A 20,069-nucleotide genomic window follows, 5' to 3' on the forward strand; every position below is an offset into this window, starting at 1 on the left:
AAATAAACTTCACAATGGCCTGACCGCGCCGATGCTGATCCTTTTAGTCATGCATATCGGGAATAACAAAAAGGTTATGGGGAAATTTACCGATGGCAAGTAATCAAACGGCTCGGTGCCATTGCTTTATTTTCATGGCCTTAACCGCAATTGCATTGCCTATTTTCAGTTTAAATAATCATCAGCTTTTTAAACCTTTCTCGTATCGCCATCAGTTTCGGGCTGACTATGTTTTCGCAGAAGGGCTTTTAGGATCAGTGCCGTTCTCTAACTTTTTTAGTGCTTCTTCGAAATCATCTTTGATAAAGGCCCATTCTTTTCCTTTTAAACAAATTGGATCAAAATCTTCGTCCACCTGTGCAAAATCAGTGAAATTGTTAACGATGCCATTTTCGTCATGTGTCCATTCATAAGTAGCTGCGTGCAGGGCAATCATCTTATCAATTGTATAACTATCGAGTAATTCATGCAGATCCCAAAAATCTTTTTTCCTACCTCCGCGTGAAATCACATCTGTTTTCATTGCAACGATATCATCAATAGTTGCAAGACGGATACCATCGGACTCGACTGCTTCCTGAGTAAATGACTCACTTGCATAGTAGATATCTACTTTCACCGCATTGTCTTTGTCTTTTCCAATGACATATCCTTTACCAAACACAGGCACACCGCCAAAATCACCGCTTACATAAGGAAAAGTATCTATTAGAAATTCCTCTATTTCATTATAGTCGATCTTACCATAATTAGCAGCGTCCGTAAATAGGTCGATATCCACAGACATTCTGTGCCCCAGATAGAGACTTAAAGCCGTTCCACCGACAAGTCGGTAATCCTTTAAAACATCTGCCTCCATTAAAATAAGCAAGGTCTGCTTAAGGTCTTCCGATACTGTCTCCCAATGTAACATCAGCTGTTCTTTTGATGTGATAATGACGGAGCCGGCATAGGAATACGTTTTTGCGAAAGGGCTTTTTCTACTGCATCAATTCCATAAAAATGCTGGATCTCACTTTTTTCCATTTCGTTTCCGCGTTCCCAAACCCGCTGGATAACGGCATTCTTTTTTTGATGCCAATCGATTTTTTCAAAATCCGTATCCCAAAAAAGGATTTTACGGATTTTATTGGTGTCAGGCTTGTAGTTGCTATTTATTTTTTGCTTGATCAGTTTAGTATTATACATCGCTTGCAGGATGGCCATCGTACTTTCTTCTAAACCAAGTTCATGGTCTATCCGAAGTGCAACTTCTGTTGTAATATTCCTTTTGCCTTTCAAGATAGCATTCAGGGTTTGAGCCGGAAGTTTGATTTTCTGGGCGAAAGCTGATTGCTTTAGTTTTTTCTTCTTCAATTCACGACCCAAAATAGCCCTGGGATCTATACCGCGATATTTCTCTATCCATTGCTCCATACTCAAAAATAAACAAAACTGTTTATTTTTGCAACTTCTTATTGGTGTTTGTATGAATTTCTTGCTTACAGCTATCTTCATTGCACTTTAACTTTCAATAATAAAAATTGTATCCAAGAATCCCTGTACTGAAGGCGATCATTCAATAGTTAACATAATGATAATATGAATTTAATGTATTGATAACTTACCTTTGGATAATATAATCCAATGAAAAAGAGCGAATTAAAATCAAAGGTTAAAGCCGAGACCAAGAAAATCGAAAAAGAGATCGAAACGGGCTTGATAAGTGAACTGAAAACAGTGACTACCAAGTTGGGTAAAGGCACAACTAAGCTGGCAAAAAAGATCGGAAAAGGCTCGAAGAAACTGGCGAAGAAAATCGCCAAAGAAGTGAAGCCAGTACAACCTGCAAAACCGGAGAAAATAGAAACTGCTGTTGCTAAACCAGAAAAAGCAAAACCAGTTAGAAAAGCAAAAATCGTTAGTGAAACCAGTCCGGAAAAAATTAAAAAGAATAAAGATGCAGCTCAGTCATAATCAGCAACAAGTCACCGTAGAACCGATCAGTAAGCCAAATGATACCGAACTGCGGGCCTGGGCAGACCGGTTAAACGTAACCAAAGTTCAGTTAAAAGCAGCGATCAACGCTGTTGGTTCTTCTGCGAAAATTGTTGAAGCCTATCTCTACCGAAAACAACAAAGCCGCCAGAGCAGTTAGTAAGCCTGCTCGTGTAAAATAATGGCGGAGCTTGGCCAGCTACTACTCGGTGCTAAATAATATTGTTGGACCGTCCTTTCTCCTGGTAATATTTTTCCAGTTCTTTCAACCTGTCTATCTGGCCGGGACGCGGATTAATAAAAGTACGCACTTTTTTAACCAGGGCGAAGGCATCATCATAAGTCAGGCCGGTGCTGATCAGATTGCAGAAGCAACATGTCTGTTATTTTGTAAAAATCGGGAATCACATAAATCCTGAATTCCTTTTATTCTTTCAAATATTCAAGCATGATTTCGCGATGTTTTATGGCCCAGTCACGCAGTTGCAAGATAATTGGCCCACAACTACTGCCGTGTTCGGAGTGCGTATAAAGCACTGAATTTGCAGCCGCTGTGCTTCGCTCTACATTAATCAGCTTATTCTGTTCGAGATACCTTAACTCTTTTGTCAATACGCGTGAGGTAATTGGTTTCAGATCTTCCTTCAATTCTGAGAAACGTTTAGGGCTGCCGCATAATGATGTCATGATAGCACCGCGCCACCGGCCGCCTATTAGTTCCAGTGCGTCCTGCACGTCACGGTGGAGCAAATGTTTTTCGATGTCTTGCATTTTATTTTGGTATCCTCAAAGATACTAACCCGGTCAAACTTCCCCAAATTTTGGCCGTTATCAACTTATAGCAATGCAGACAAAAGGATCTATGGATACTCCATTTGTATTAGAACTGATTTATAACGCCCCAATTGAGAAAGTGTGGCTGGCGCTTACTAATGAAAACAGTATGCGCGAATGGTATTTCCCTCAGCTGAAAAAGTTTGAGCCTGTTGTTGGCTTCAATTTTGAATTTATAAATGACGGTTCGCCATTTCAAAAAGAATGGCGGGTTACGCAGGTCATAAGAGAAAAGCTTTTGGCACACAGCTGGACCTACATCGGTTATCCCGGTTATTCAGAAGTGATTTTTGAAATAACCGAAGAGGGTAATCAAACTAAACTTAAACTTACGCATACCGGCCTTTCAAGTTTTCCAACCGATCCGCATTTCGCAAGAAAACGATTTGAGGATGGATGGGTTGAAATTCTCGGCAACAAGCTCAGACATTTTCTTGAGCATCATTGATTCTTAATCTTCAATAAACCATTTAAATAAAACTTATGAAAACCTCAGGAAACACTATTTTAATTACCGGGGCCGCGAGCGGTATCGGACTCGAGATAGCAAAATTGTTTAGCGGGAAAAACAATAAGCTCATCATGGTGGATAAAAGCGCAGACCTGCTTGAAACAGAAGCCAAGAAATTAAATAATTCCACTGCCATTACCACCGATCTGACTAATGACAATGATTTAAATAAACTCATTCAAACCATTAAGTTGAATCATAGCGATTTAAATGTAGCGATACTGAACGCCGGCGCAGCTAATGATTATAGCCTGTATAGCAATGAATTTGATCTGGCTTACGCAAAATCTGAAATGGGCACTAACTATTTTGCAAATATCAGGCTGACGCACGCACTGGAACCGATTTTAAATAACAAGAAAGAGGCGGCTTTTGTAGTACAACATCTGGCCTCGCGTTTGTTCCTAATCTCAATTATCCAACTTATAGTGTAACTAAGGCGGCCTTGCATTCCTACTGTCTGGCGTCTCGGCTGGCGCTAAAAAGAAAAGGATCAAATATTAAATTTTTTGACCTGATGCCTCCTTTAACTGAAACGCCTTTGGCTAAAGGATTAGATGTGCCCAAAATAAGCGCTGCTGAAGTAGCTTCCATTTTCATGAAAAGTTTTGAAAAGGATGAATTGGAAATACATGTGGGAGATACCGAAAAAATATACCAGTTATTTCTGAAGTCGCCGGAGGATGCTTTAATGGCCGTAAATCCTGGATAGATAACGGCACTTCAATGGGTAAAGTCTATACCTTCTGAATTAGTTTAACGTCTTTTAACTGGAAATGATTTAAAGAAATATAAGAACGCCTGGAGAAGATAACGTTTATTGTTGTTTTGTAATTAATAGTACCTCGTTGAAATAAAGTTACCAACCGGCGGACGAAAAGTACGACCATACAAGCGTAGACTTTTAATATATATTTTTGCTGTGCTTAGGCCTTAACATTTTATCCGCCTTGCACACTTATTGCCTAAGCGTTGAAAATGGGCGCCCATTTTCTTTATCACGCTTTGACAATTACCTTATGTATTCAACATTTTTTCCTTTTTGATATTGACCAGGTAATAAGTAACTGCCAGTAAAACAAACATCGGTATATCTATATTTAATTGACCGGGTATGCCAATAAATCTCCAGATCGGGCCAAATTCAGGGTCGGTAAATCCAGCGCCCGGAAAGAAAATAGCCGTAGACTGTGTTAAATAATAACCAAACGCCAAGAAGATAGCAACGTTTAAATTGATTGTTTTGAGCGTTAAATCTCCTACAGTTTTCCATGTGTACCACAATGCACCCAGGGCTAAAAACGTCCCCAACAGCATGGTTTGACCGTTATGAAACTTGGCATGCGGCGGCCACCTCGGGTTATAGATATGTGTGCGGTTCCAATCGGCAGCATATGGGCCAATAAGGGTCACTATAGCCACTAAAGTAATCATGATAGCAGCTACACGTAATTTGAAATTCTCTTTCATATGATTAGTTTTTAAACGGGGATCGCCCTAACTGTTTGCGTACGCCGCCGCAAATACCTTCGCGAAATCTTTGAATTTATGGACGCTAAACGTTGGTTTGTTTTGCAAATATTCAGCTAGGCCGATGCCACTTTCAACACCCTGGCCCATTTCCACCAAAATCTCGGCTACATCCGGTGTAAGACCCGTCTGGATCATCCCATGCAATGCATCCTCGTCTTTGAATTTTACCCATTGCAGGTCAGGTTTGCCAATTGCCTCGCCCAGCACTTCCGCAATTTCCTTGGTCGAAAGCTCATCGCTCACTACGTAGCGCACGCGTTTACCATTGAAATTTAGTGCTGACAATTCTTCAAAAGCCGCCTGCGAGATATCCAGCGGATGGGTCAGCGGCAACACATCAGCGTTGTAATTATTACCAATGATACCCATATGTTTTATCATATCTATATTGCCAAAAAAGTTGAAATAGAAAGAACCGGGCCTTAAATGAACAACGGCTACATCCTCCAGTTTATTTAATTCCTGCTCCACGTAATAGTAAAGGCTGGTAAGGCCTCCTCCCTTCGGCACATCTGCACCCACGGCACTTAAGTTAACCACCTTTTTTACGCCGGCAGCTTTGGCAGCCTGCGCATAATTATTTCCCACTCCGTAAATATATTCTTTCCAGTTGGCCGAAGTCATGTTTGGCGGGATCATGGTATAGACTGCATCCGCCCCCTGAAATGCATTTTTTATAAAATCTGCACCCTCAACGGAACCTATTAGCGGGCTTGCCCCGAGTTCTTCGATCTCGGCAGCTTTATTCTCATTACTGGTAATGACGCTTACATCATGACCTTCCTCAACCAGCAGGGAGGTAAGTGGTTTACTGATATTTCCTGTAGAACCTGTGATTATAATTTTCATATGTCGTTTTTTATAATGTGTAAATGATTACCTGGTGGTTTTGGTATTATTGAAAATGTAATGGGAGATCTTCCATTCTCCATCCTGTTTGCGGAGTAGAAACAGTTCCTTGTTTTCTAACAGGAGCTTGTCGCCGGTAGCTTTAATAAGGGTATTTACTGTTGAATTTGTCCTTGCAAAGGCATGTTCGCCGATTACACTGATCTCATCAATAACATATTTAATGTTGATTTGGGCAGAGCCGAAAAGCAATCCAAAAGCTGTAGTTAACTGTTCTGTTCCCTTGGCAGCTGGGGCTGTATTGGGCATATTGATGCCATCGGGAGTAAATGATGCCACTGTTTTTGAAATATCTGCGGCATTAAAAGCATCGCTGAAAGAAAAAATCAGTTTTTCTATTGCGGTTTGTTCTGATTGTGTATCCATTTGTCATTGTACACTTATTGTTAAGTGCAATGCAAAGGAACTGACTGTGGAAAGAAACAGCCCATAAACAAGGTTAAGAAATAAGCTTAACCTAAGTTAAGGGTAATTGCTTTTTAGCCCTGATACGGCGGACCTTACTCAAAAATTCAGGTGTGATGCCAATGTATGATGCGATTTGGGTATCGGGCAGCCGGTTGGCCAGGTTTGGGTATTGATTCAGAAAAGTTTGATAACGTTCGTCGGCCGTCGAGCTTATATTTAACAATACCCTGTTTTGCAGTTCTATGAATTTATTTTCGGCAATTACCCTGAAAATCCTATCGAACTTAGGGTGATTGTGATAAAGATAGACAAGGTTTGTTTGATCGATCTGCAGGATGACCGATGGCTCTATCGCTTCAATATAAAGTCGGCTTGCTTTGCCGGAATGAAAACTGCCGATATCGGCGATCCAATCATTTTCGGCGGCAAACTGGATATTATGTTCTGCTCCTTTATCATCAACGCCATACATTTTAAAACAGCCGGAAACAACAAAGGTGTAGTATTTGCAAACGTCATTTTCCTGCAGGATAAATTGACGGCGTTTGATCCGCTTCTCAATTACCCGGTTCTTCAACTCATTCTTTTCAATATCCTTAAGCGGGATATATTTTACAAAATATGCGATGAGTTGTTCTATTGGCATGGGACGATATTATCGGTAATTACAAAGTAAATCATTTGTATATCATCCTATTGTAAATCATGTTTCATTTCTTAACGATCCCGATCTGCCCGTGTTTAAAATCCAATACCAGTACCTTCTCAAAAAATGTTGAATTACCTGTTAATCCGTAGATTCCGGCGGCATGAAAAGTAATATAAGTAATAGTCGTGTACGGCAGACGTTTGAATTACCCAAACGTCACGTATTCAGCAAAACTAATATCATTATACAGAATTATGAGACGGTAGTATTAAAGTTACACACCAAGTCTTGTTTGATAATTATGTCCGTTTTCTACACCTTGGTTTAAGGGAAAAAGAAAATCTTAATATCTTCGAGGTATGGACAGAAGGCAAAAAATAATGCGGCTGATTATCGACGCATTAACCCAAAACAAAGAATTAGTCTACGATTATATAGGTACAACAACCCTTATGGATCCTAATGTGATCACGATAGATTTTGTGGTCAAAACAAAAAGTACCAGCGGGAAATTAAATATATGGGGAATGATTGACGTCTCCTTGATGCTGAAAGCGCAATATGATAGTAAATCTGAATTGTTGAATCACCCGGAGATCCAGCAACAAATAAATGTCCATTTGAAGGATCTTGCTAAAGACATCAATCGCCTGTTATAAGTGACGGCGATTTTATTCACTAATATAATACGGTCTGTATTTACACTTAACCACAGATAGTCGAAGCTTTGGTTATTTACAGATTAAACAAATGTCTATCTTTAATTTAAATTGAGCCGAATGGAAATCAAAGAGGTTATTAACAAGCCAGTTAATGAACTGGGTGTCGGGAAAGAGTTTATCAACGGTTGTGAGAGAATGGGCTTCAAAACCCTTAAAGATATTCTTGTTTTAACGCCCAAACAATTGATTTCTAAAGACGGGTTCAACTACAACTGGCTTGGCGACCTTGTTAAATACCTGAGTGGGAACGGGCTCCTGCATTACCTCCAACCACTACCCGGCCGGGAAAAAGAGGACGTTTCCAGCTTATAGGTTCAAATGCTGCACTGCCGATATCTATGATCGGGATGACGACTGGATAACTTCTTACAACAATTAGGAATATTATTAGTTTACTTGCAATATGAATGATGAGGTTTTATTACTTGAAGAAAAGCAGGCTATCCTGGCCGCCATAGTCGCGTCCTCAGATGACGCGATCATCAGCAAGACCCTTGACGGAATGATTACAAGTTGGAATCCCGCTGCAGAAAGGCTGTTCGGCTATACGGAAGCGGAAGCGGTCGGCCGGCATATTAGCTTAATCATTCCCGATGATCGACTGGACGAAGAAAAGTTTATTATTGGAAAAGTTGCGAATGGTGAAAAGGTCGATCATTTTGAAACTATCCGCCGGGATAAAAAAGGCGGTTCGGTGATGATTTCGCTGACCGTGTCGCCGATCCGCGATCGTAAAGGAAAGATTATCGGGGCTTCAAAAATCGCACGCGACATTGGCCTGCGGCTGCAAGCTGATGAAAAGCAGGCCAGACTGGCTGCTATTGTAGATACTTCGGACGATACGATCCTAAGCAAAACGCTTGATGGTTTTATCACTAGCTGGAATAAAGCAGCAGTCAGGATGTTTGGTTATAGCGAACAGGAAGCTATCGGCAAACATATTTCGCTGATCATTCCGGAGGAACGGATTGATGAGGAAGCTTATATTATTGGAGAAATAAAAAAAGGAAATAAAGTAGATCATTTTCAAACGGTCAGACGGCACAAACAAGGGGGAATGATTCCGATCTCTCTATCAGTTTCACCTATTATTGATGAAACCGGTAAAATTATCGGCGCTTCCAAAATCGCGCGAGATGTCAGCGCTCAGCAGGAGCTGTACCGACAGTTGCGGGACCTGAATGCCAAAAAGGACGAGTTTATTGCATTGGCCAGCCATGAACTGAAAACGCCGCTGACGAGTATTGGCGGCTACTTACAGATCCTGGCGCAACGTGTCACTGACGAGAAAACTAAAGGTTTTGTGCAAAAATCACGACAGCAGGTGGCGCACCTGACTGGTCTGGTCAATGATCTGCTGGATGTTTCCAAAATCGAGGCGGGCAAAATGAAATTTCAGGAAGCGGATTTAAATATCAGGGAAGTAATCGATAATGTAATCGACCTGATCGCACATGCCAACCCGGGTCATGAACTGAACCTGGAAACTTCAGTTACCGCTGCTATGCTGAAAGGGGACGCACATCGGATCGAACAGGTCCTTGTTAATTTGTTAAACAACGCGATTCGCTATTCGCCGGACAGCAAACAGATCATCGTTTTTCTTAGCGAACAAAACGAAGGTATTAAAGTTGGGGTCAAGGATTTTGGCGTAGGGATCGTCCCTGAAAAATTACAAGATATTTTTTCAAGGTATTACCGCATTGACGACAATAACCCTAACGTTTCTGGCCTGGGTATCGGGCTATACCTCTGTTACGAGATCATAACCGGGCACGGTGGAAAGATATGGGCGGAAAGCGAACCGGGCAACGGCAGCACTTTTTGGTTTGTCTTACCTGCTAAAGAGGTGGACTGAATAGTCACGGCTCTTAAATGGGTTACAGGTACAAAGTATTGAAGGTATCGGTGGAATGGGGCTACGGCTAATTATTACTGATTGACCTATGTAACAAAGTGATAATGACATTTTTACCAAAGCGCAACTATTAAAGATAATTTAATTTTGCTCATACTAAATATGTAATTATGAAAAACAGAAAAATTGCCGGTACCGAATTTACCAGGGCCGGCCGGTCAATTAATTCATACCGGAGCTCAATTCTGAAAATAGCTATCCTGGTCATTTGCTCGTTAAGCTGGAATCCATTGTCTGCACAGATATCTGATCATGTCATTCGCATAGGCTTTATAACAGATCTCTCCGGGCCTTATGCTGAAGTGGACGGGCCGGCAGGCGCGGCAATGATACGAATGGCCGTAAATGATCTCGGCAAAAAGGTGAATGGCGCCGCCATTGAAGTACTTGTTTCCGATCATCATAATGATGTTAAAGCCGCCGTGGATACTGCAAGAGCTTGGTTTGGTAAAAGAAAGCTGGATGTATTAATAGGAGGCGTAAATTCAGATGTTGGACTTGCGCTTGCCGAAGTGGCAAAGCAAGCCAAAAAACCATTTATCGCTGTTGGCTCTGGGACAACGGTTCACACTAACGAACAATGCTCAGCCTACAGTATTCATTATGCTTACGACACCTATTCGCAAGGCTGGGTAACAGGAAAGGGTGCCGCTTCAGGTAATAACCACACTTTTTTCCTACTGACAGCTGACTATCCATTTGGTTTGCAGTTAGGCAAATATGCGCAGCAGGCAATCATCCAATCGGGTGGAAAAATTCTTGGAAGTGCAACCCATGCTCATGATGAAAAAGACTTTACTCCCTTTATCAAAAAGGCACAAAATAGTAAAGCCAGTACGATTATCCTGGCCAATGGCCATTCTGAATTTGTGGAAGCTGTTCAAGCGATCAACAGGCTGGGCCTTCATAAGCGGTTAAAGATTGCCGGGACATTTGTTTTTATCACTGAACTACATGATCTCGGGCTTGCGGCAGCTCAGGGCATGTTGATTACAGACAGCTGGTACTGGAGCAGGGACGACCAATCCCGCGCATGGTCAAAGCGTTTCTATGATCAGTTCAAAAGAATGCCATCTTCATTGCATGCAGCAGATTATTCCGCAGCATTGCAATACCTAAAAGCAGTAAAAGCTATCGGCTCAGATGATGCAGAAAAAGTTATCAGACAATTGAAGCGCACCCGCATTAGCGATATATACACGGCCAATGGGCATATCCGGGGAGATGGCAGAATGATACACGACATGTATTTATTACGGGTAAAAACGCCATTGGAATCTAAAAGTCCGTGGGATTACTATAACTTGGTTAAAGCTTTTACAAATGAAACGGCCTGGATCAGCAAATCCGCATCCGGCTGTGCTATTTGGAAGTAGTAAATGGTATGCATTATGAATATTGACCAGGTACGTAGTGAAACCCACGGATGCGAAGTGGTCATCCACTTCAACAACGCCGGTTCAGCTTTAATGCCGCATACCGTTATTAATTGTTTAACTTATGAAGAATTGCACGGTGCCTTTGAGGCTGCTGAGCTTAAGCAGTCATGCTGAATCAACTTTTTATGAATAACCAGAGGCATACAACTTTCAGTCAAATTACCTATTCCTGTTATTCAACCTGCATTAGGGAAGGGGAACAATTTATTCCTGAGCACGTTTTCAGCTATCAGATTTCCGGAAAGTTAGTTTATAATGACGGCGATAATCAATACACATTTGATGAAGGTAGCTTCAGGCTGACCAGAAGAAATACACTGATCAAATTTAATAAAATTCCTCCGCCAGACGGTGAGTATTCCAACATATCAGTTTTCCTGGATCAAAATACCCTGAGGAACCTAAGTCTTGAATATGGTTACAAATGCGCAAAACGATCCAATAATGAACGTGTATTTTCCCTGCCATCCAATCCATTATTGTCCGGCATTATTGACTCACTGAAGCCTTACGACGAGCTGAATAAACCAAGCAATAAGATATTGAAAGAGCTTAAGCTAAAAGAGCTTATCGTCGTGCTACTTGAAACTAGCCCCTATTTAATGGATGTTCTGTTTGATTTTACTGAACCGGGTAAAATAGATCTTGAGGCTTTTATGAACCGGAATTTCCGATTTAATGTTTCGCTTGAGCGGTTTGCGTATCTTACAGGGAGAAGTCTTTCCACTTTTCAAAGGGATTTTGAGAAAATTTTCGCGGCCAATCCCAGGAAGTGGCTGCAACAAAAAAGGCTTAGCGAAGCATTTTATCTGATTAAGGAGAAAGGTGCCCACGCTTCTGAGGTATACCTGGAAGTCGGGTTCCAGGACTTATCTCATTTTTCCTATGCATTTAAAAAAATGTTTGGTTTCGCGCCCTCGCAAATTCCTCTGGATAAATTATAAGTCGGCTATACTACATGCTAACCTTATTAGGTACCAGCTCCATTACTCAATTTATTTGTGCTAACTGATTTTGCAGCTCTGCGGCCGAGATTTCGCCTTTCGCAAACCGGATCTCTAAAACCATTGTTTGTTCTATTTTAGTCAGTGGCCGATCATAGATATTACGCAACAGATCATCTTCAAAATCTAACGGTTCCAAGATATTTCTCTTTGAGTGATACGCCTCAAAGTACCGGATCCCGAATTTCCGAAGGGACATAGCGTCAAAATGAAGGCCGTCCTGATTGCTATTTAGCCCAGATGCGGTAACGAAATAAGAATTGGCCTGAGCTTTAGTAATTTTCTGTAAAGCTAGATTGACAGCAGTATATTCGGTAAAGTATTTTCCATATTTACCGCTGCTCAGAAAATCTCCCAATCAGCCTGCAATAAAGAGTAGTTCAGGACAGCCAAGCTCACTGATAAAAGCATCAGTAATTACGCTCAGTTTACTAACATACGTTTTTGAAAGTCCCTGAAAACTGTCATTTTCACCCTGGTGCCAGAGAATTGCCTTTAGCTCACTTGTTCTCATGGCCATTTTTGCCTGAAAAACCGCATGGTCGAAAAGTTCACCACCAACTGCCCAATCGTCAAGGCTGCTGCCGCCTTCTGCACAGGGAATTAAGCCGATCTGTATGTCTTTGTTTTTTAACCGCCAGCTGCCTGCGAAGGAGGCTGCAAGTCCGATACCGGCAGTCGGCCGGTCATTGTTGATTGGCTCCCACATCGTTTGCCAGCGTCCGTTGACGAGTACCTTTATTTGCTCATCGATAATAGGTTTCGCCTCTGTTAAAATTCCACGGCCGGCCATATTTGATTGGCCCACCATTAAAAAAGAATGCAGCATTTCGCTTTTAATTTAATAAGATAATTATACGGGTTGTTAATTTTTAAGACCTTTAATCATTTTATCAAAGGCCAGCCATAATAATTTTTCCTCTATGGCAAAAGGGGCACCATCCAGGCCATAACCTTGCTGATGAAAACGGATCAGCGAATACAAGGGAGAATAAGCGATCGACCAAAAAACTGAAAATGGCATATCGTCAAGTTCACCGCGTCCAACAGCGTTTCTGATAAAGCCCTCTACATTTGACTTTAACTGTCGCAAAAAAGTTCCGTTTTCATTCAGGAACATTTCAGAGAATTTGGCATGATAAGACGACTGGCTGACCTGATCCAGAAAACGTACCGAAAGGGAGTTATTCATCATAAAAGTGAACCGGTTCTGCCATTGGATCCGGAGGCCATCCTCCAGCGATAATTCAGCGGCAAAATCCTTATTTACAACCTTCTCCATCCGTTCGGCTTCCTCCAGGACTATTTTCGTTACTAAATCGTCTTTGTCTTTATAGTAGACATATGGAGTGCCTACAGAAATACCACATGCTTTAGCCAATTTACTAATGGTAAAGCCTTCCAGCCCATGTTCAACAATGGTTTCTATGGCTTTCTGCTTTACTAATTCTTCTTTTAAAATATCACGCCTTCTCATAACGAAGCAAATATAATTAAATGAATAATCATTTAATTATATTCAGCTTGTATTTTGACCAACCTACGTCAGGCAGATATTGCTAATGCGGGGAATAGCTATTTTATCCTCCGCAAATTTGCGGAGAATAAATCCGGGCTTCATTGATGCTTATTATCTTTTTATTCCCCTTTGTATCTAGTTTTAATTCTGGTCCCGGGTTCATTTTTACATGGCTTTTAAAATTATCCCGCTGATTAACAGGTAGCAAATTTTGAAAATGCAAAATAGGTTGATGTTACCACTCCGTGTACCTAATTTAGCTTTTGATGAACAGAACCGAACAACTATCAAATGATATAAAAAGGCTTCACAATGAAGGCGTTAATCTCGTTAATGCTATTCAGGTCGAGGTTTATCCCGAACAGTTAGAGGCGCATTTTAAAGAAAATCTGAAGAAGGATTTTGAAGCCTTCAGGCAAACATTGCCGGTTTTCAAAAATGCTTATCAGGCCTGGTACTCAGAAAGCCAGATCGTTATCAAACGTTTTTTACCATTACGGCTGAATGATTTTATAAGTCTCTATGAGATACCAAAAACCCGTAAAGAGGTAAAAAAAGACAATTATACAATCGAGGATTTCCTCAGAGATACGATAGTGACTGCAGGGTTTGATAAAAAAGTCGTTGCGGGGCCTGCGGATGCGGTGCCGCTTGTCCAGCAACAGCTGAACATCCTGGATTCAGTTTCTGTACGCTTACAAAGCACGATAGTTGAGATAACCGAGATCCTACAGGCAGAATTACTGGATAAGATGCTCGATACTGCGGGTGAACTTGCAAAGAACGGTCTTGCGCGATCTGCCGGTGGCATTTGCGGTGCTATCCTGCAACAGCATTTTGAAACACTCAGACTTAAATACAATCTTAAATTCTCCAAAAAGAGCCCAGCACTAAAAGATTATAATGAGGTTTTGCAAAAGGCAGAAATTTATGATTTTGGGATCGGCCGTCAAATCCAGTATTTGATCGATCTGCGCGACCTTTGCGTAAAGAATAACAAAAAAGCACCAACCATGTCGGAAATTGACGATCTGCTGTCCGGTACTGAAAAAATCATCAAAACCATCTTTTGATACGATTAGCGAAATTGAAAGATAATCCCTGGATCAGACCAGCTGCAAAGTTGCCTGATCCTTATTGCCGTCAAAATATTTTTTGAGCACAGCCTCAAAAACGGGCTCAGCGCCAGGCACCAAAGAAAATAAGGTCATCGACGAACGAAGTTTCATATCGTCCGGACTGCCCATAACCTGGGTAGCATTGTTTGATTTCAGGCTTAGCAATACGGCTGAGATCTCAGTCAGCCTTTTGCCCAGAACAGGATGCGCCAGATAAGCACTGGCTTCGGGCAAGTCTTTCAGGGCAAAGCGCTTAGACATTTCGCTGTAGCCCAGGCCTGCGATCTGGGGAAAGATGTACCACATCCAATGGCTGCGTTTTTGACCGGCTTTAATTTCGGTTAAAGCGAAAGCATAATCACGTGATTGTGCTTCAAGAAAACGCTGTAAGGTTTTATTACTCATCCTTTGCCTTTTTCTTTTCGAGGTTCCCGAAATGCGCGCGTGCCTGCTTCAACCCGGTAGCGATGGCCTCTCCTTCGTTACCGGTGGTCTTTAAAACTTCATTCGCAATCTCAGTCGCCTTATCTCTTATTTTTTTTGGTTGGTTTTTATAGGATGGCGGGTAGTCGCCGTTGTGCCAGGGCATAATTCCTCCTTTTTTGTAATTTAACAAACGATCGACGGCTTTTGTTGTGTAAATTTGGGTATGCTGACCATTGACGAATATCAGGCGCTGGACGAAGCGGAGAAGCCGGTCTATATCTTACAAGGAGATTTCCTGGCTGACCGGGAAGAGAACGGTTTGACGGTACAAATGTATAATGTTGGCAGCTTTTATGGTGAATTGTATTATGACCCTTTGGCCAATAAGATCCTGCGCTGGCGGGCTTTCGAGGGCACACTTGGCCTGGGGCCTTATCTGGCGCATATCCGTTTTAATATGCGTTAATTTCCGGACGGAGAAAAGCGAGTGCAAATAAAGAAATCAGACGGTGTAAATACAGCGAATGAGCTGAATCCAGTTTTCTCCCAGATTGATCTGAACCTTTGATCTGAATTTAATATGATTCGTTATGCTAATGTAAATGGGGAAATTAGGGTGCCTGAGACAGGCCTGAAAGGCTATTGCCCGGGATGTGGCAATCCGGTTACGGCTAAGTGCGGCTTTATAAAGATTCATCATTGGGCCCATTTGAAACATATGGATTGCGATCGCTGGTGGGAGCCGATGACGCAATGGCACCTGGATTGGCAGGATAATTTTCCAAAAGAGTGGCGTGAAAAAATATTCAGGAACGAGATCACCGGCGAGTTTCACCGGGCAGACATACAGACTCCCGAAGGTATCACCATCGAGTTTCAACATTCTCACTTATCAACTGGTGAGCTGCTCAGCCGAAACAACTTTTACAAAAAGCTGATATGGGTGATAAACGCGCAAAGTTTCAAAAATAATATCAGATTGAACGCAGCAATACCCAACCCGCGTTCTTCAATAATGGATCCCTTCAATTTTTCGGTTTCCTATGAGGGATTGGCAAGTTCTCCTCAATACTTTGTGAAAGACGATCTTCAACATGGTCCATTAGTTTATAGTAAAGGTCTTAACACTGAACAACTGAAGGCCATTGCGGATTGTCAGGAAAGCGGTGCGGAAACATACTGGTTGTTCAATTGGTCATATAAGCATCGGTCCTGGTTAAATAGCGAAGCACCGGTCTTCTTAGATTTTGGAGAAGATACTTTATACTGGATCAGGAAAAGACCACAGGTAGGCACATCATTAATATATCTTCAGTGTATAAAAAAGAGAGATTTCATTGCAAAATATGCCGTCAATGAAGTTTTTGAGAGAACATCGAATAATGATAGCAAGGATTAATATAAATATTAACCGTTAAGAGTAATTCATATCAAAGGAACTGCATGAATATTACTAATTCTATCCCACCTTTTCCCTAAAGTGCCCGGTACGGTGTCGCGCTTGAGGATATTGATTGTTGCCATCATCATGAAGTAAAGCCCCTTTCGGGGCTTAGGATTTATTTATTGAGTTTTTTTTCAACCGCGCTGCGCTGGTTACTGCCGGTCGATTTTTTGGCTGCTTCCACTTTAGCGGTGGTGGTGCCTGTTTTTTTCGCTTCGTATTTGAGTTCATGGGGCTGTTCCGATACGGAGCGGCGTTCCACTTTGCTTCCTCTAGTTGTCATGAATTTTTATTTTAATTGTTTTTCAATGATTTTAATGCGTTCCAAATGCATTTTGAGGGATGGCAGCATTTGCTGCGCCCAGGCTTTGACCGCCGGGTCTTTGCCGGTAGTGGCGTAGTTCTCGAACATTTGCACGGTATTGCCATGGCCGGCGGACATGGCGTGTACATAAGCCGAATCAAAGTTCGGCGTACCGGCAAGCAATAAATCAGGTTTGATACCGCCCGTGGCCTGGGGTGGTAGATCGATATGCTGAAGTTTGGTCAGCGTCAATAATTGCTGTTCCGCCCCGCGGTGGTCTTTGATCATCATCTGGCCAAATGATTTGATCTCAGGTTTTTTTGCTCTTTGTATCGCTTGTTCACCGGCGCTGATTTCCTGCAGGTTTTTAATGCTGGCCACGATGAGGAAATGTTTCGCAGTGGTATCCGGGTCGGGTTGCGGGATCTGTGCCTGGGCGAACCTGCACAGGCACAGCAGTAAAATTGCAATGGTCTTTTTCATCTTATGGCATTCCTACACCGCCGGATGAACCATAGATCTGCCCGGTGGCAAAACTGGCATCAGCTGCGGCTAATTGTACATAAATAGAGGCTAATTCTGCGGGCTGCCCCGGCCTGGCCAGCATGGTCCAGCTACCGAACATTTGTTGCTTTTCCGGTTGCGCGCCGCCGCTGATCTGGAGTGCCGTCCATATCGGGCCCGGCGCTACCCCGTTGACGCGGATGCCTTTCGGTCCTAACTGCTTGGCCAGCGATTTGACGTAATTCATCGTTGCCGCCTTAGTTTGCGCGTAAGCGTACAGGTCGGGCGATGGGTCATACGCCTGCTCGGAGGTCGTACCGATGATGGCCGAACCGGCGGGCAAATGCGGCAGCGCAGCTTTGATGATCCAGAACGGCGCATAAATATTGGTCTTCATCGTGGCGTCGAATTCCTCGGTGGTCAGATCAGCGATGGAAACCACCGATTGCTGTCGGCCGGCATTGTTGACGATGATATCCAGGCCGCCCAAACCGCTGACGGCTTTTTGCACCAAAGTTTTGCAGAAGTCCTCACTGCGCAGGTCGCCGGGAATGGCGATGGCCTTGCGGCCTTCTTTCCTGATCAATGCGATCACTTCCTGCGCATCGGGTTCTTCGGTCGGGTAATAGTTGATCGCCACGTCCGCGCCTTCGCGGGCATAGGCGATGGCGGCTGCTCTTCCCATGCCCGAGTCACCGCCGGTGATCAGTGCTTTGCGGCCGGTTAAACGCCCCGAACCCCTATAGCTGGTCTCTCCGCAATCGGGGACCGGGTCCATCTTGCTCTGAAGCCCGGGCCAGGGCTGCGGCTGGCTTTTAAAAGGCGGTTTGGGATAAAGCTTGGTCGGGTCGCTGATCTTAGCCGCCCCCTCTAAATTGGTTTCCATTTTTGTTCCTCCTAATACGGGCGATACCACGAGTGCCGCCATCGTTGTTCCAAGGCCGGCGACGACCTGGCGCCGGCTCATTTTATTGTCTTCCATATCAGTCTTTCTTTTTAGGTGCCTTAGCGCCTTCCTTGCGGGCTTCGGAAAGCCCGATAGCGATCGCCTGTTTTTTACTGGTTACTTTTTTACCGCTGCCGCTTTTCAGCGTGCCTTCTTTTTCTTCGTGTAGAGCCCTGTGGACCTTGTCCTGGGCTTTTGTTGAATATTTGGCCATAATATTTAGTTTATTGATGATCGTTTTGCTGCTGTTCCTGCTCTACCGGTTTTTGCTGTTCGTACATGGTATGGGCGACCGCGCTGTCCGGCATGAGGTTGCTCATATCTACCTGTACTTTATTCTTAAAGCCGGAGATCACCCGGTCGTCGCCGGCCATTAAAGCCTCATAGCCGTCTTTGGCGACATCAGCCGGATCAGCCAGGGCTGCTTTATCCTGCACGATCTTACTATCCTGCATACCTGCCTTGTTAAAGAAATCGGTATCCGTTGCGCCGGGCATTAGGGCGGTAAAGGTGATACCCGAATCTTTCATCTCCTCGCGGATAGCTGTGGTGAAGGATAGTACGAAAGCCTTGGTCGCATGATAAACGGCCTGCCATGGTCCCGGCAGTTTACCGGCTACCGAACCAAGATTCAATACCTTACCTTCGCCGCGTCCGGCCATTTGTTTAACAAAATGTTTGGTCAGGATCACGGTAGCGCAAATGTTCAGGTGGATGATGCCCAGCTCACGTTCCAGTTCATTGTCTTTGAACAGGCCATACACGCCCATGCCGGCATCATTGACGAGCACGTCTACACGCTGGGTAACTTCATGGCACAGGGCCTTGGCCTGGTCCATATCGGAAAGGTCTTTGGCGATGGTCGTTACCTGGATACCGGTAGCGCGTAATTCATTAGCTGTGTCATCCAGTTCTGCCTGGTCGCGCGCCACAATAATTAAATTATAGTTGTCCCGGGCGAAAAGCTTCGCCAGTTCTTTGCCGATCCCGCTGGTCCCGCCGGTGATCAAAGCTGTTTTTTGTTGATTTTCCATAGGTGTTCTATTTGAGGTTTTCATTTATCCGTTAACTACTTCGCCGCCGTTGACATGGATCACTTGCCCGGTAATGAATGAGGCATCATCTGAGGCCAGGAATACATAGGCCGGGGCCAGTTCCGATGGCTGACCGGCGCGTTTCATGGCGGTTTCGCTCCCGAAACTTTTAATTTTTTCCTCGTCAAAGGTCGCTACGATCAATGGCGTCCAGACCGGGCCAGGCGCAACCGCATTGACACGAATTCCTTTCACCGTTAAATTGGTTGCCAATGAGCGCGTAAAGGAAGTGATCGCTCCTTTGGTCGATGAATAATCGATCAGGTTAGGCGATGACCTGTAAGCGGTGACCGAAGTGGTATTGATGATACAGTCGCCTTCCGTCAGGTATTTCAGCGCTTCATTGGCGAAATGGAAATAGGCAAAGATATTGGTGCGGAAAGTATCGTCCAGTTGCTTTTCATCGATCGCCTTCGGATCTTTCTGCGGCACCTGGATGCCTGCATTGTTAACCAGGATGTTGAGTTTGCCCAGTTTGCTTACGGTTTGTGCTACCGCTTTTTTACAAAAGGCGCTTTTCTTGACATCGCCCTTCAAAAGCAGACATTTGCGACCTTCAGCCTCGACCAGTCGCTGGGTTTCTTTTGCGTCCACATCCTCGTTAAAATAAACGATAGCGACATCCGCTCCTTCGCGGGCGAAATGAACGCTGACCGCGCGGCCGATCCCGCTATCACCGCCCGTTACCAGAGCGACCTTATCCTGCAGTTTGTTAGCGCCGATATAGGCTGGCTTGATATACTCCGGTGCCGGATCCATTTTGGCCTCGATGCCCGGTTGCTTGTTTTGTTTCGCTGGTACTTTCATTTG

The 20,069-nt window shown here is 43.5% G+C and carries 31 protein-coding genes; 13 read left to right on the forward strand and 18 right to left on the reverse strand.

What is annotated here, in order from left to right:
- Positions 1-226 precede the first annotated feature (226 nt).
- Both BLS59_RS09270 and BLS59_RS09275 read right to left on the reverse strand, forming a co-directional pair.
- Entirely contained in the window at positions 227-913 is a 687-nt protein-coding gene (locus BLS59_RS09270; RefSeq protein WP_091148175.1) for a nucleotidyl transferase AbiEii/AbiGii toxin family protein, read from the reverse strand.
- Positions 913-1,497, reverse strand: coding sequence for a helix-turn-helix transcriptional regulator (locus tag BLS59_RS09275; protein WP_240315199.1), 585 nt, complete (start codon positions 1,495-1,497; stop codon positions 913-915). The genes BLS59_RS09270 and BLS59_RS09275 overlap by 1 nt, the downstream gene beginning before the upstream one ends.
- Before the next feature lie 129 nt (positions 1,498-1,626).
- On the opposite strand from BLS59_RS09275, the gene BLS59_RS09280 reads away from it, so the two are divergent.
- Positions 1,627-1,956 carry a hypothetical protein gene (locus BLS59_RS09280; RefSeq protein WP_091148178.1) on the forward strand — a complete coding sequence of 110 codons (330 nt, stop codon included), beginning with the start codon at positions 1,627-1,629 and terminating at the stop codon, positions 1,954-1,956.
- Positions 1,940-2,137, forward strand: a complete 198-nt coding sequence (locus tag BLS59_RS09285; protein ID WP_091148179.1) for a DUF3606 domain-containing protein — start codon at positions 1,940-1,942, stop codon at positions 2,135-2,137. Before BLS59_RS09280 ends, BLS59_RS09285 begins: the two co-directional genes overlap by 17 nt.
- A 266-nt stretch (positions 2,138-2,403) precedes the next feature.
- On the opposite strand, the gene BLS59_RS09290 is transcribed toward BLS59_RS09285, so the two are convergent.
- Positions 2,404-2,748, reverse strand: coding sequence for a winged helix-turn-helix transcriptional regulator (locus BLS59_RS09290; protein ID WP_091148180.1), 345 nt, complete (start codon positions 2,746-2,748; stop codon positions 2,404-2,406).
- Between the two features lie 73 nt (positions 2,749-2,821).
- On the opposite strand from BLS59_RS09290, the gene BLS59_RS09295 reads away from it, so the two are divergent.
- From BLS59_RS09295 to BLS59_RS09305, 3 genes are all read left to right on the forward strand, one after another.
- Positions 2,822-3,259, forward strand: a complete 438-nt coding sequence (locus tag BLS59_RS09295; RefSeq protein WP_091148181.1) for an SRPBCC family protein — start codon at positions 2,822-2,824, stop codon at positions 3,257-3,259.
- Between the two features lie 35 nt (positions 3,260-3,294).
- Positions 3,295-3,756 (forward strand): SDR family NAD(P)-dependent oxidoreductase, encoded by a 462-nt coding sequence (locus BLS59_RS09300; protein WP_091148188.1) that lies wholly within the window; start codon positions 3,295-3,297, stop codon positions 3,754-3,756.
- Between the two features lie 83 nt (positions 3,757-3,839).
- Positions 3,840-4,034 carry a Rossmann-fold NAD(P)-binding domain-containing protein gene (locus BLS59_RS09305; RefSeq protein ID WP_091148190.1) on the forward strand — a complete coding sequence of 65 codons (195 nt, stop codon included), beginning with the start codon at positions 3,840-3,842 and terminating at the stop codon, positions 4,032-4,034.
- 305 nt (positions 4,035-4,339) lie between these two features.
- Here BLS59_RS09305 and BLS59_RS09310 read toward each other — a convergent pair whose 3' ends face one another.
- The 4 genes from BLS59_RS09310 to BLS59_RS09325 all read right to left on the reverse strand — a co-directional run bounded on the left by BLS59_RS09310 (position 4,340) and on the right by BLS59_RS09325 (position 6,818).
- Entirely contained in the window at positions 4,340-4,792 is a 453-nt protein-coding gene (locus BLS59_RS09310; RefSeq protein ID WP_091148193.1) for a DUF6640 family protein, read from the reverse strand.
- A 27-nt stretch (positions 4,793-4,819) separates the two neighbouring features.
- Positions 4,820-5,704 (reverse strand): NAD(P)H-binding protein, encoded by an 885-nt coding sequence (locus tag BLS59_RS09315; protein WP_091148196.1) that lies wholly within the window; start codon positions 5,702-5,704, stop codon positions 4,820-4,822.
- A gap of 27 nt (positions 5,705-5,731) precedes the next feature.
- Positions 5,732-6,130: a YybH family protein gene (locus BLS59_RS09320; protein WP_091148199.1), complete on the reverse strand. Its 399-nt coding sequence runs from the start codon at positions 6,128-6,130 to the stop codon at positions 5,732-5,734.
- 91 nt (positions 6,131-6,221) lie between these two features.
- Positions 6,222-6,818: a Crp/Fnr family transcriptional regulator gene (locus tag BLS59_RS09325; RefSeq protein WP_091148201.1), complete on the reverse strand. Its 597-nt coding sequence runs from the start codon at positions 6,816-6,818 to the stop codon at positions 6,222-6,224.
- 362 nt (positions 6,819-7,180) lie between these two features.
- Between BLS59_RS09325 and BLS59_RS09330 the strand changes: the two genes are divergently transcribed.
- The 5 genes from BLS59_RS09330 to BLS59_RS09350 all read left to right on the forward strand — a co-directional run bounded on the left by BLS59_RS09330 (position 7,181) and on the right by BLS59_RS09350 (position 11,844).
- Positions 7,181-7,480: a hypothetical protein gene (locus tag BLS59_RS09330; protein ID WP_091148205.1), complete on the forward strand. Its 300-nt coding sequence runs from the start codon at positions 7,181-7,183 to the stop codon at positions 7,478-7,480.
- Between the two features lie 120 nt (positions 7,481-7,600).
- Positions 7,601-7,855: a hypothetical protein gene (locus BLS59_RS09335; protein WP_091148207.1), complete on the forward strand. Its 255-nt coding sequence runs from the start codon at positions 7,601-7,603 to the stop codon at positions 7,853-7,855.
- A gap of 91 nt (positions 7,856-7,946) precedes the next feature.
- Entirely contained in the window at positions 7,947-9,401 is a 1,455-nt protein-coding gene (locus tag BLS59_RS09340) for a sensor histidine kinase (protein ID WP_091148210.1), read from the forward strand.
- A 170-nt stretch (positions 9,402-9,571) separates the two neighbouring features.
- Positions 9,572-10,837 (forward strand): ABC transporter substrate-binding protein, encoded by a 1,266-nt coding sequence (locus BLS59_RS09345; protein WP_091148211.1) that lies wholly within the window; start codon positions 9,572-9,574, stop codon positions 10,835-10,837.
- Positions 10,838-11,007: 170 nt separating this feature from the next.
- Positions 11,008-11,844, forward strand: coding sequence for a helix-turn-helix domain-containing protein (locus tag BLS59_RS09350; RefSeq protein WP_240315200.1), 837 nt, complete (start codon positions 11,008-11,010; stop codon positions 11,842-11,844).
- Positions 11,845-11,890: 46 nt separating this feature from the next.
- Here BLS59_RS09350 and BLS59_RS31985 read toward each other — a convergent pair whose 3' ends face one another.
- The 3 genes from BLS59_RS31985 to BLS59_RS09360 are packed head-to-tail and all read right to left on the reverse strand — an operon-like array spanning position 11,891 to position 13,381.
- Complete coding sequence (locus tag BLS59_RS31985; protein ID WP_205411225.1) at positions 11,891-12,262, reverse strand: sialate O-acetylesterase; 372 nt, start codon at positions 12,260-12,262, stop codon at positions 11,891-11,893.
- Positions 12,263-12,733 carry a sialate O-acetylesterase gene (locus tag BLS59_RS31990; RefSeq protein ID WP_205411226.1) on the reverse strand — a complete coding sequence of 157 codons (471 nt, stop codon included), beginning with the start codon at positions 12,731-12,733 and terminating at the stop codon, positions 12,263-12,265.
- A gap of 36 nt (positions 12,734-12,769) precedes the next feature.
- Positions 12,770-13,381 carry a TetR/AcrR family transcriptional regulator gene (locus tag BLS59_RS09360; RefSeq protein ID WP_091148212.1) on the reverse strand — a complete coding sequence of 204 codons (612 nt, stop codon included), beginning with the start codon at positions 13,379-13,381 and terminating at the stop codon, positions 12,770-12,772.
- Between the two features lie 308 nt (positions 13,382-13,689).
- Here BLS59_RS09360 and BLS59_RS09365 point away from each other — a divergent pair, with 308 nt between their 5' ends.
- The gene (locus BLS59_RS09365) at positions 13,690-14,496 is read left to right on the forward strand and encodes a hypothetical protein (protein ID WP_091148213.1); all 807 of its coding nucleotides are present in this window, start codon (positions 13,690-13,692) and stop codon (positions 14,494-14,496) included.
- A gap of 33 nt (positions 14,497-14,529) precedes the next feature.
- Here BLS59_RS09365 and BLS59_RS09370 read toward each other — a convergent pair whose 3' ends face one another.
- Both BLS59_RS09370 and BLS59_RS09375 read right to left on the reverse strand, forming a co-directional pair.
- Positions 14,530-14,946 (reverse strand): DUF1810 domain-containing protein, encoded by a 417-nt coding sequence (locus BLS59_RS09370; RefSeq protein WP_091148214.1) that lies wholly within the window; start codon positions 14,944-14,946, stop codon positions 14,530-14,532.
- Complete coding sequence (locus BLS59_RS09375; protein WP_091148216.1) at positions 14,939-15,130, reverse strand: DUF2188 domain-containing protein; 192 nt, start codon at positions 15,128-15,130, stop codon at positions 14,939-14,941. The genes BLS59_RS09370 and BLS59_RS09375 overlap by 8 nt, the downstream gene beginning before the upstream one ends.
- Positions 15,131-15,190: 60 nt before the next feature.
- Between BLS59_RS09375 and BLS59_RS09380 the strand changes: the two genes are divergently transcribed.
- Both BLS59_RS09380 and BLS59_RS09385 read left to right on the forward strand, forming a co-directional pair.
- A complete protein-coding gene (locus tag BLS59_RS09380) occupies positions 15,191-15,433 on the forward strand; it encodes a hypothetical protein (RefSeq protein ID WP_091148219.1) in 243 nt (80 codons plus the stop codon).
- 114 nt (positions 15,434-15,547) lie between these two features.
- The gene (locus BLS59_RS09385) at positions 15,548-16,366 is read left to right on the forward strand and encodes a competence protein CoiA (RefSeq protein WP_091148221.1); all 819 of its coding nucleotides are present in this window, start codon (positions 15,548-15,550) and stop codon (positions 16,364-16,366) included.
- Positions 16,367-16,526: 160 nt separating this feature from the next.
- On the opposite strand, the gene BLS59_RS31190 is transcribed toward BLS59_RS09385, so the two are convergent.
- Genes BLS59_RS31190 through BLS59_RS09405 form a run of 6 tightly spaced genes read right to left on the reverse strand, consistent with a single transcriptional unit; the run spans position 16,527 to position 20,066 of the window.
- Positions 16,527-16,694, reverse strand: coding sequence for a DUF3606 domain-containing protein (locus BLS59_RS31190; RefSeq protein ID WP_143014084.1), 168 nt, complete (start codon positions 16,692-16,694; stop codon positions 16,527-16,529).
- Positions 16,695-16,700: 6 nt separating this feature from the next.
- Positions 16,701-17,198 carry a DUF4142 domain-containing protein gene (locus BLS59_RS09390; protein ID WP_091148223.1) on the reverse strand — a complete coding sequence of 166 codons (498 nt, stop codon included), beginning with the start codon at positions 17,196-17,198 and terminating at the stop codon, positions 16,701-16,703.
- Between the two features lies 1 nt (position 17,199).
- Positions 17,200-18,201, reverse strand: a complete 1,002-nt coding sequence (locus BLS59_RS09395; RefSeq protein ID WP_091148224.1) for an SDR family oxidoreductase — start codon at positions 18,199-18,201, stop codon at positions 17,200-17,202.
- Between the two features lies 1 nt (position 18,202).
- Positions 18,203-18,379, reverse strand: a complete 177-nt coding sequence (locus BLS59_RS31560) for a DUF6496 domain-containing protein (RefSeq protein ID WP_162842596.1) — start codon at positions 18,377-18,379, stop codon at positions 18,203-18,205.
- A gap of 10 nt (positions 18,380-18,389) precedes the next feature.
- On the reverse strand, positions 18,390-19,199 hold the full coding sequence (locus BLS59_RS09400) for an SDR family NAD(P)-dependent oxidoreductase (RefSeq protein ID WP_091148776.1): 810 nt from the start codon (positions 19,197-19,199) through the stop codon (positions 18,390-18,392).
- Positions 19,200-19,223: 24 nt separating this feature from the next.
- Positions 19,224-20,066 carry an SDR family oxidoreductase gene (locus BLS59_RS09405; RefSeq protein ID WP_091148225.1) on the reverse strand — a complete coding sequence of 281 codons (843 nt, stop codon included), beginning with the start codon at positions 20,064-20,066 and terminating at the stop codon, positions 19,224-19,226.
- Positions 20,067-20,069 lie beyond the last annotated feature (3 nt).

It is taken from the genome of Mucilaginibacter pineti (assembly GCF_900101875.1).
Classification (GTDB): domain Bacteria; phylum Bacteroidota; class Bacteroidia; order Sphingobacteriales; family Sphingobacteriaceae; genus Mucilaginibacter; species Mucilaginibacter pineti.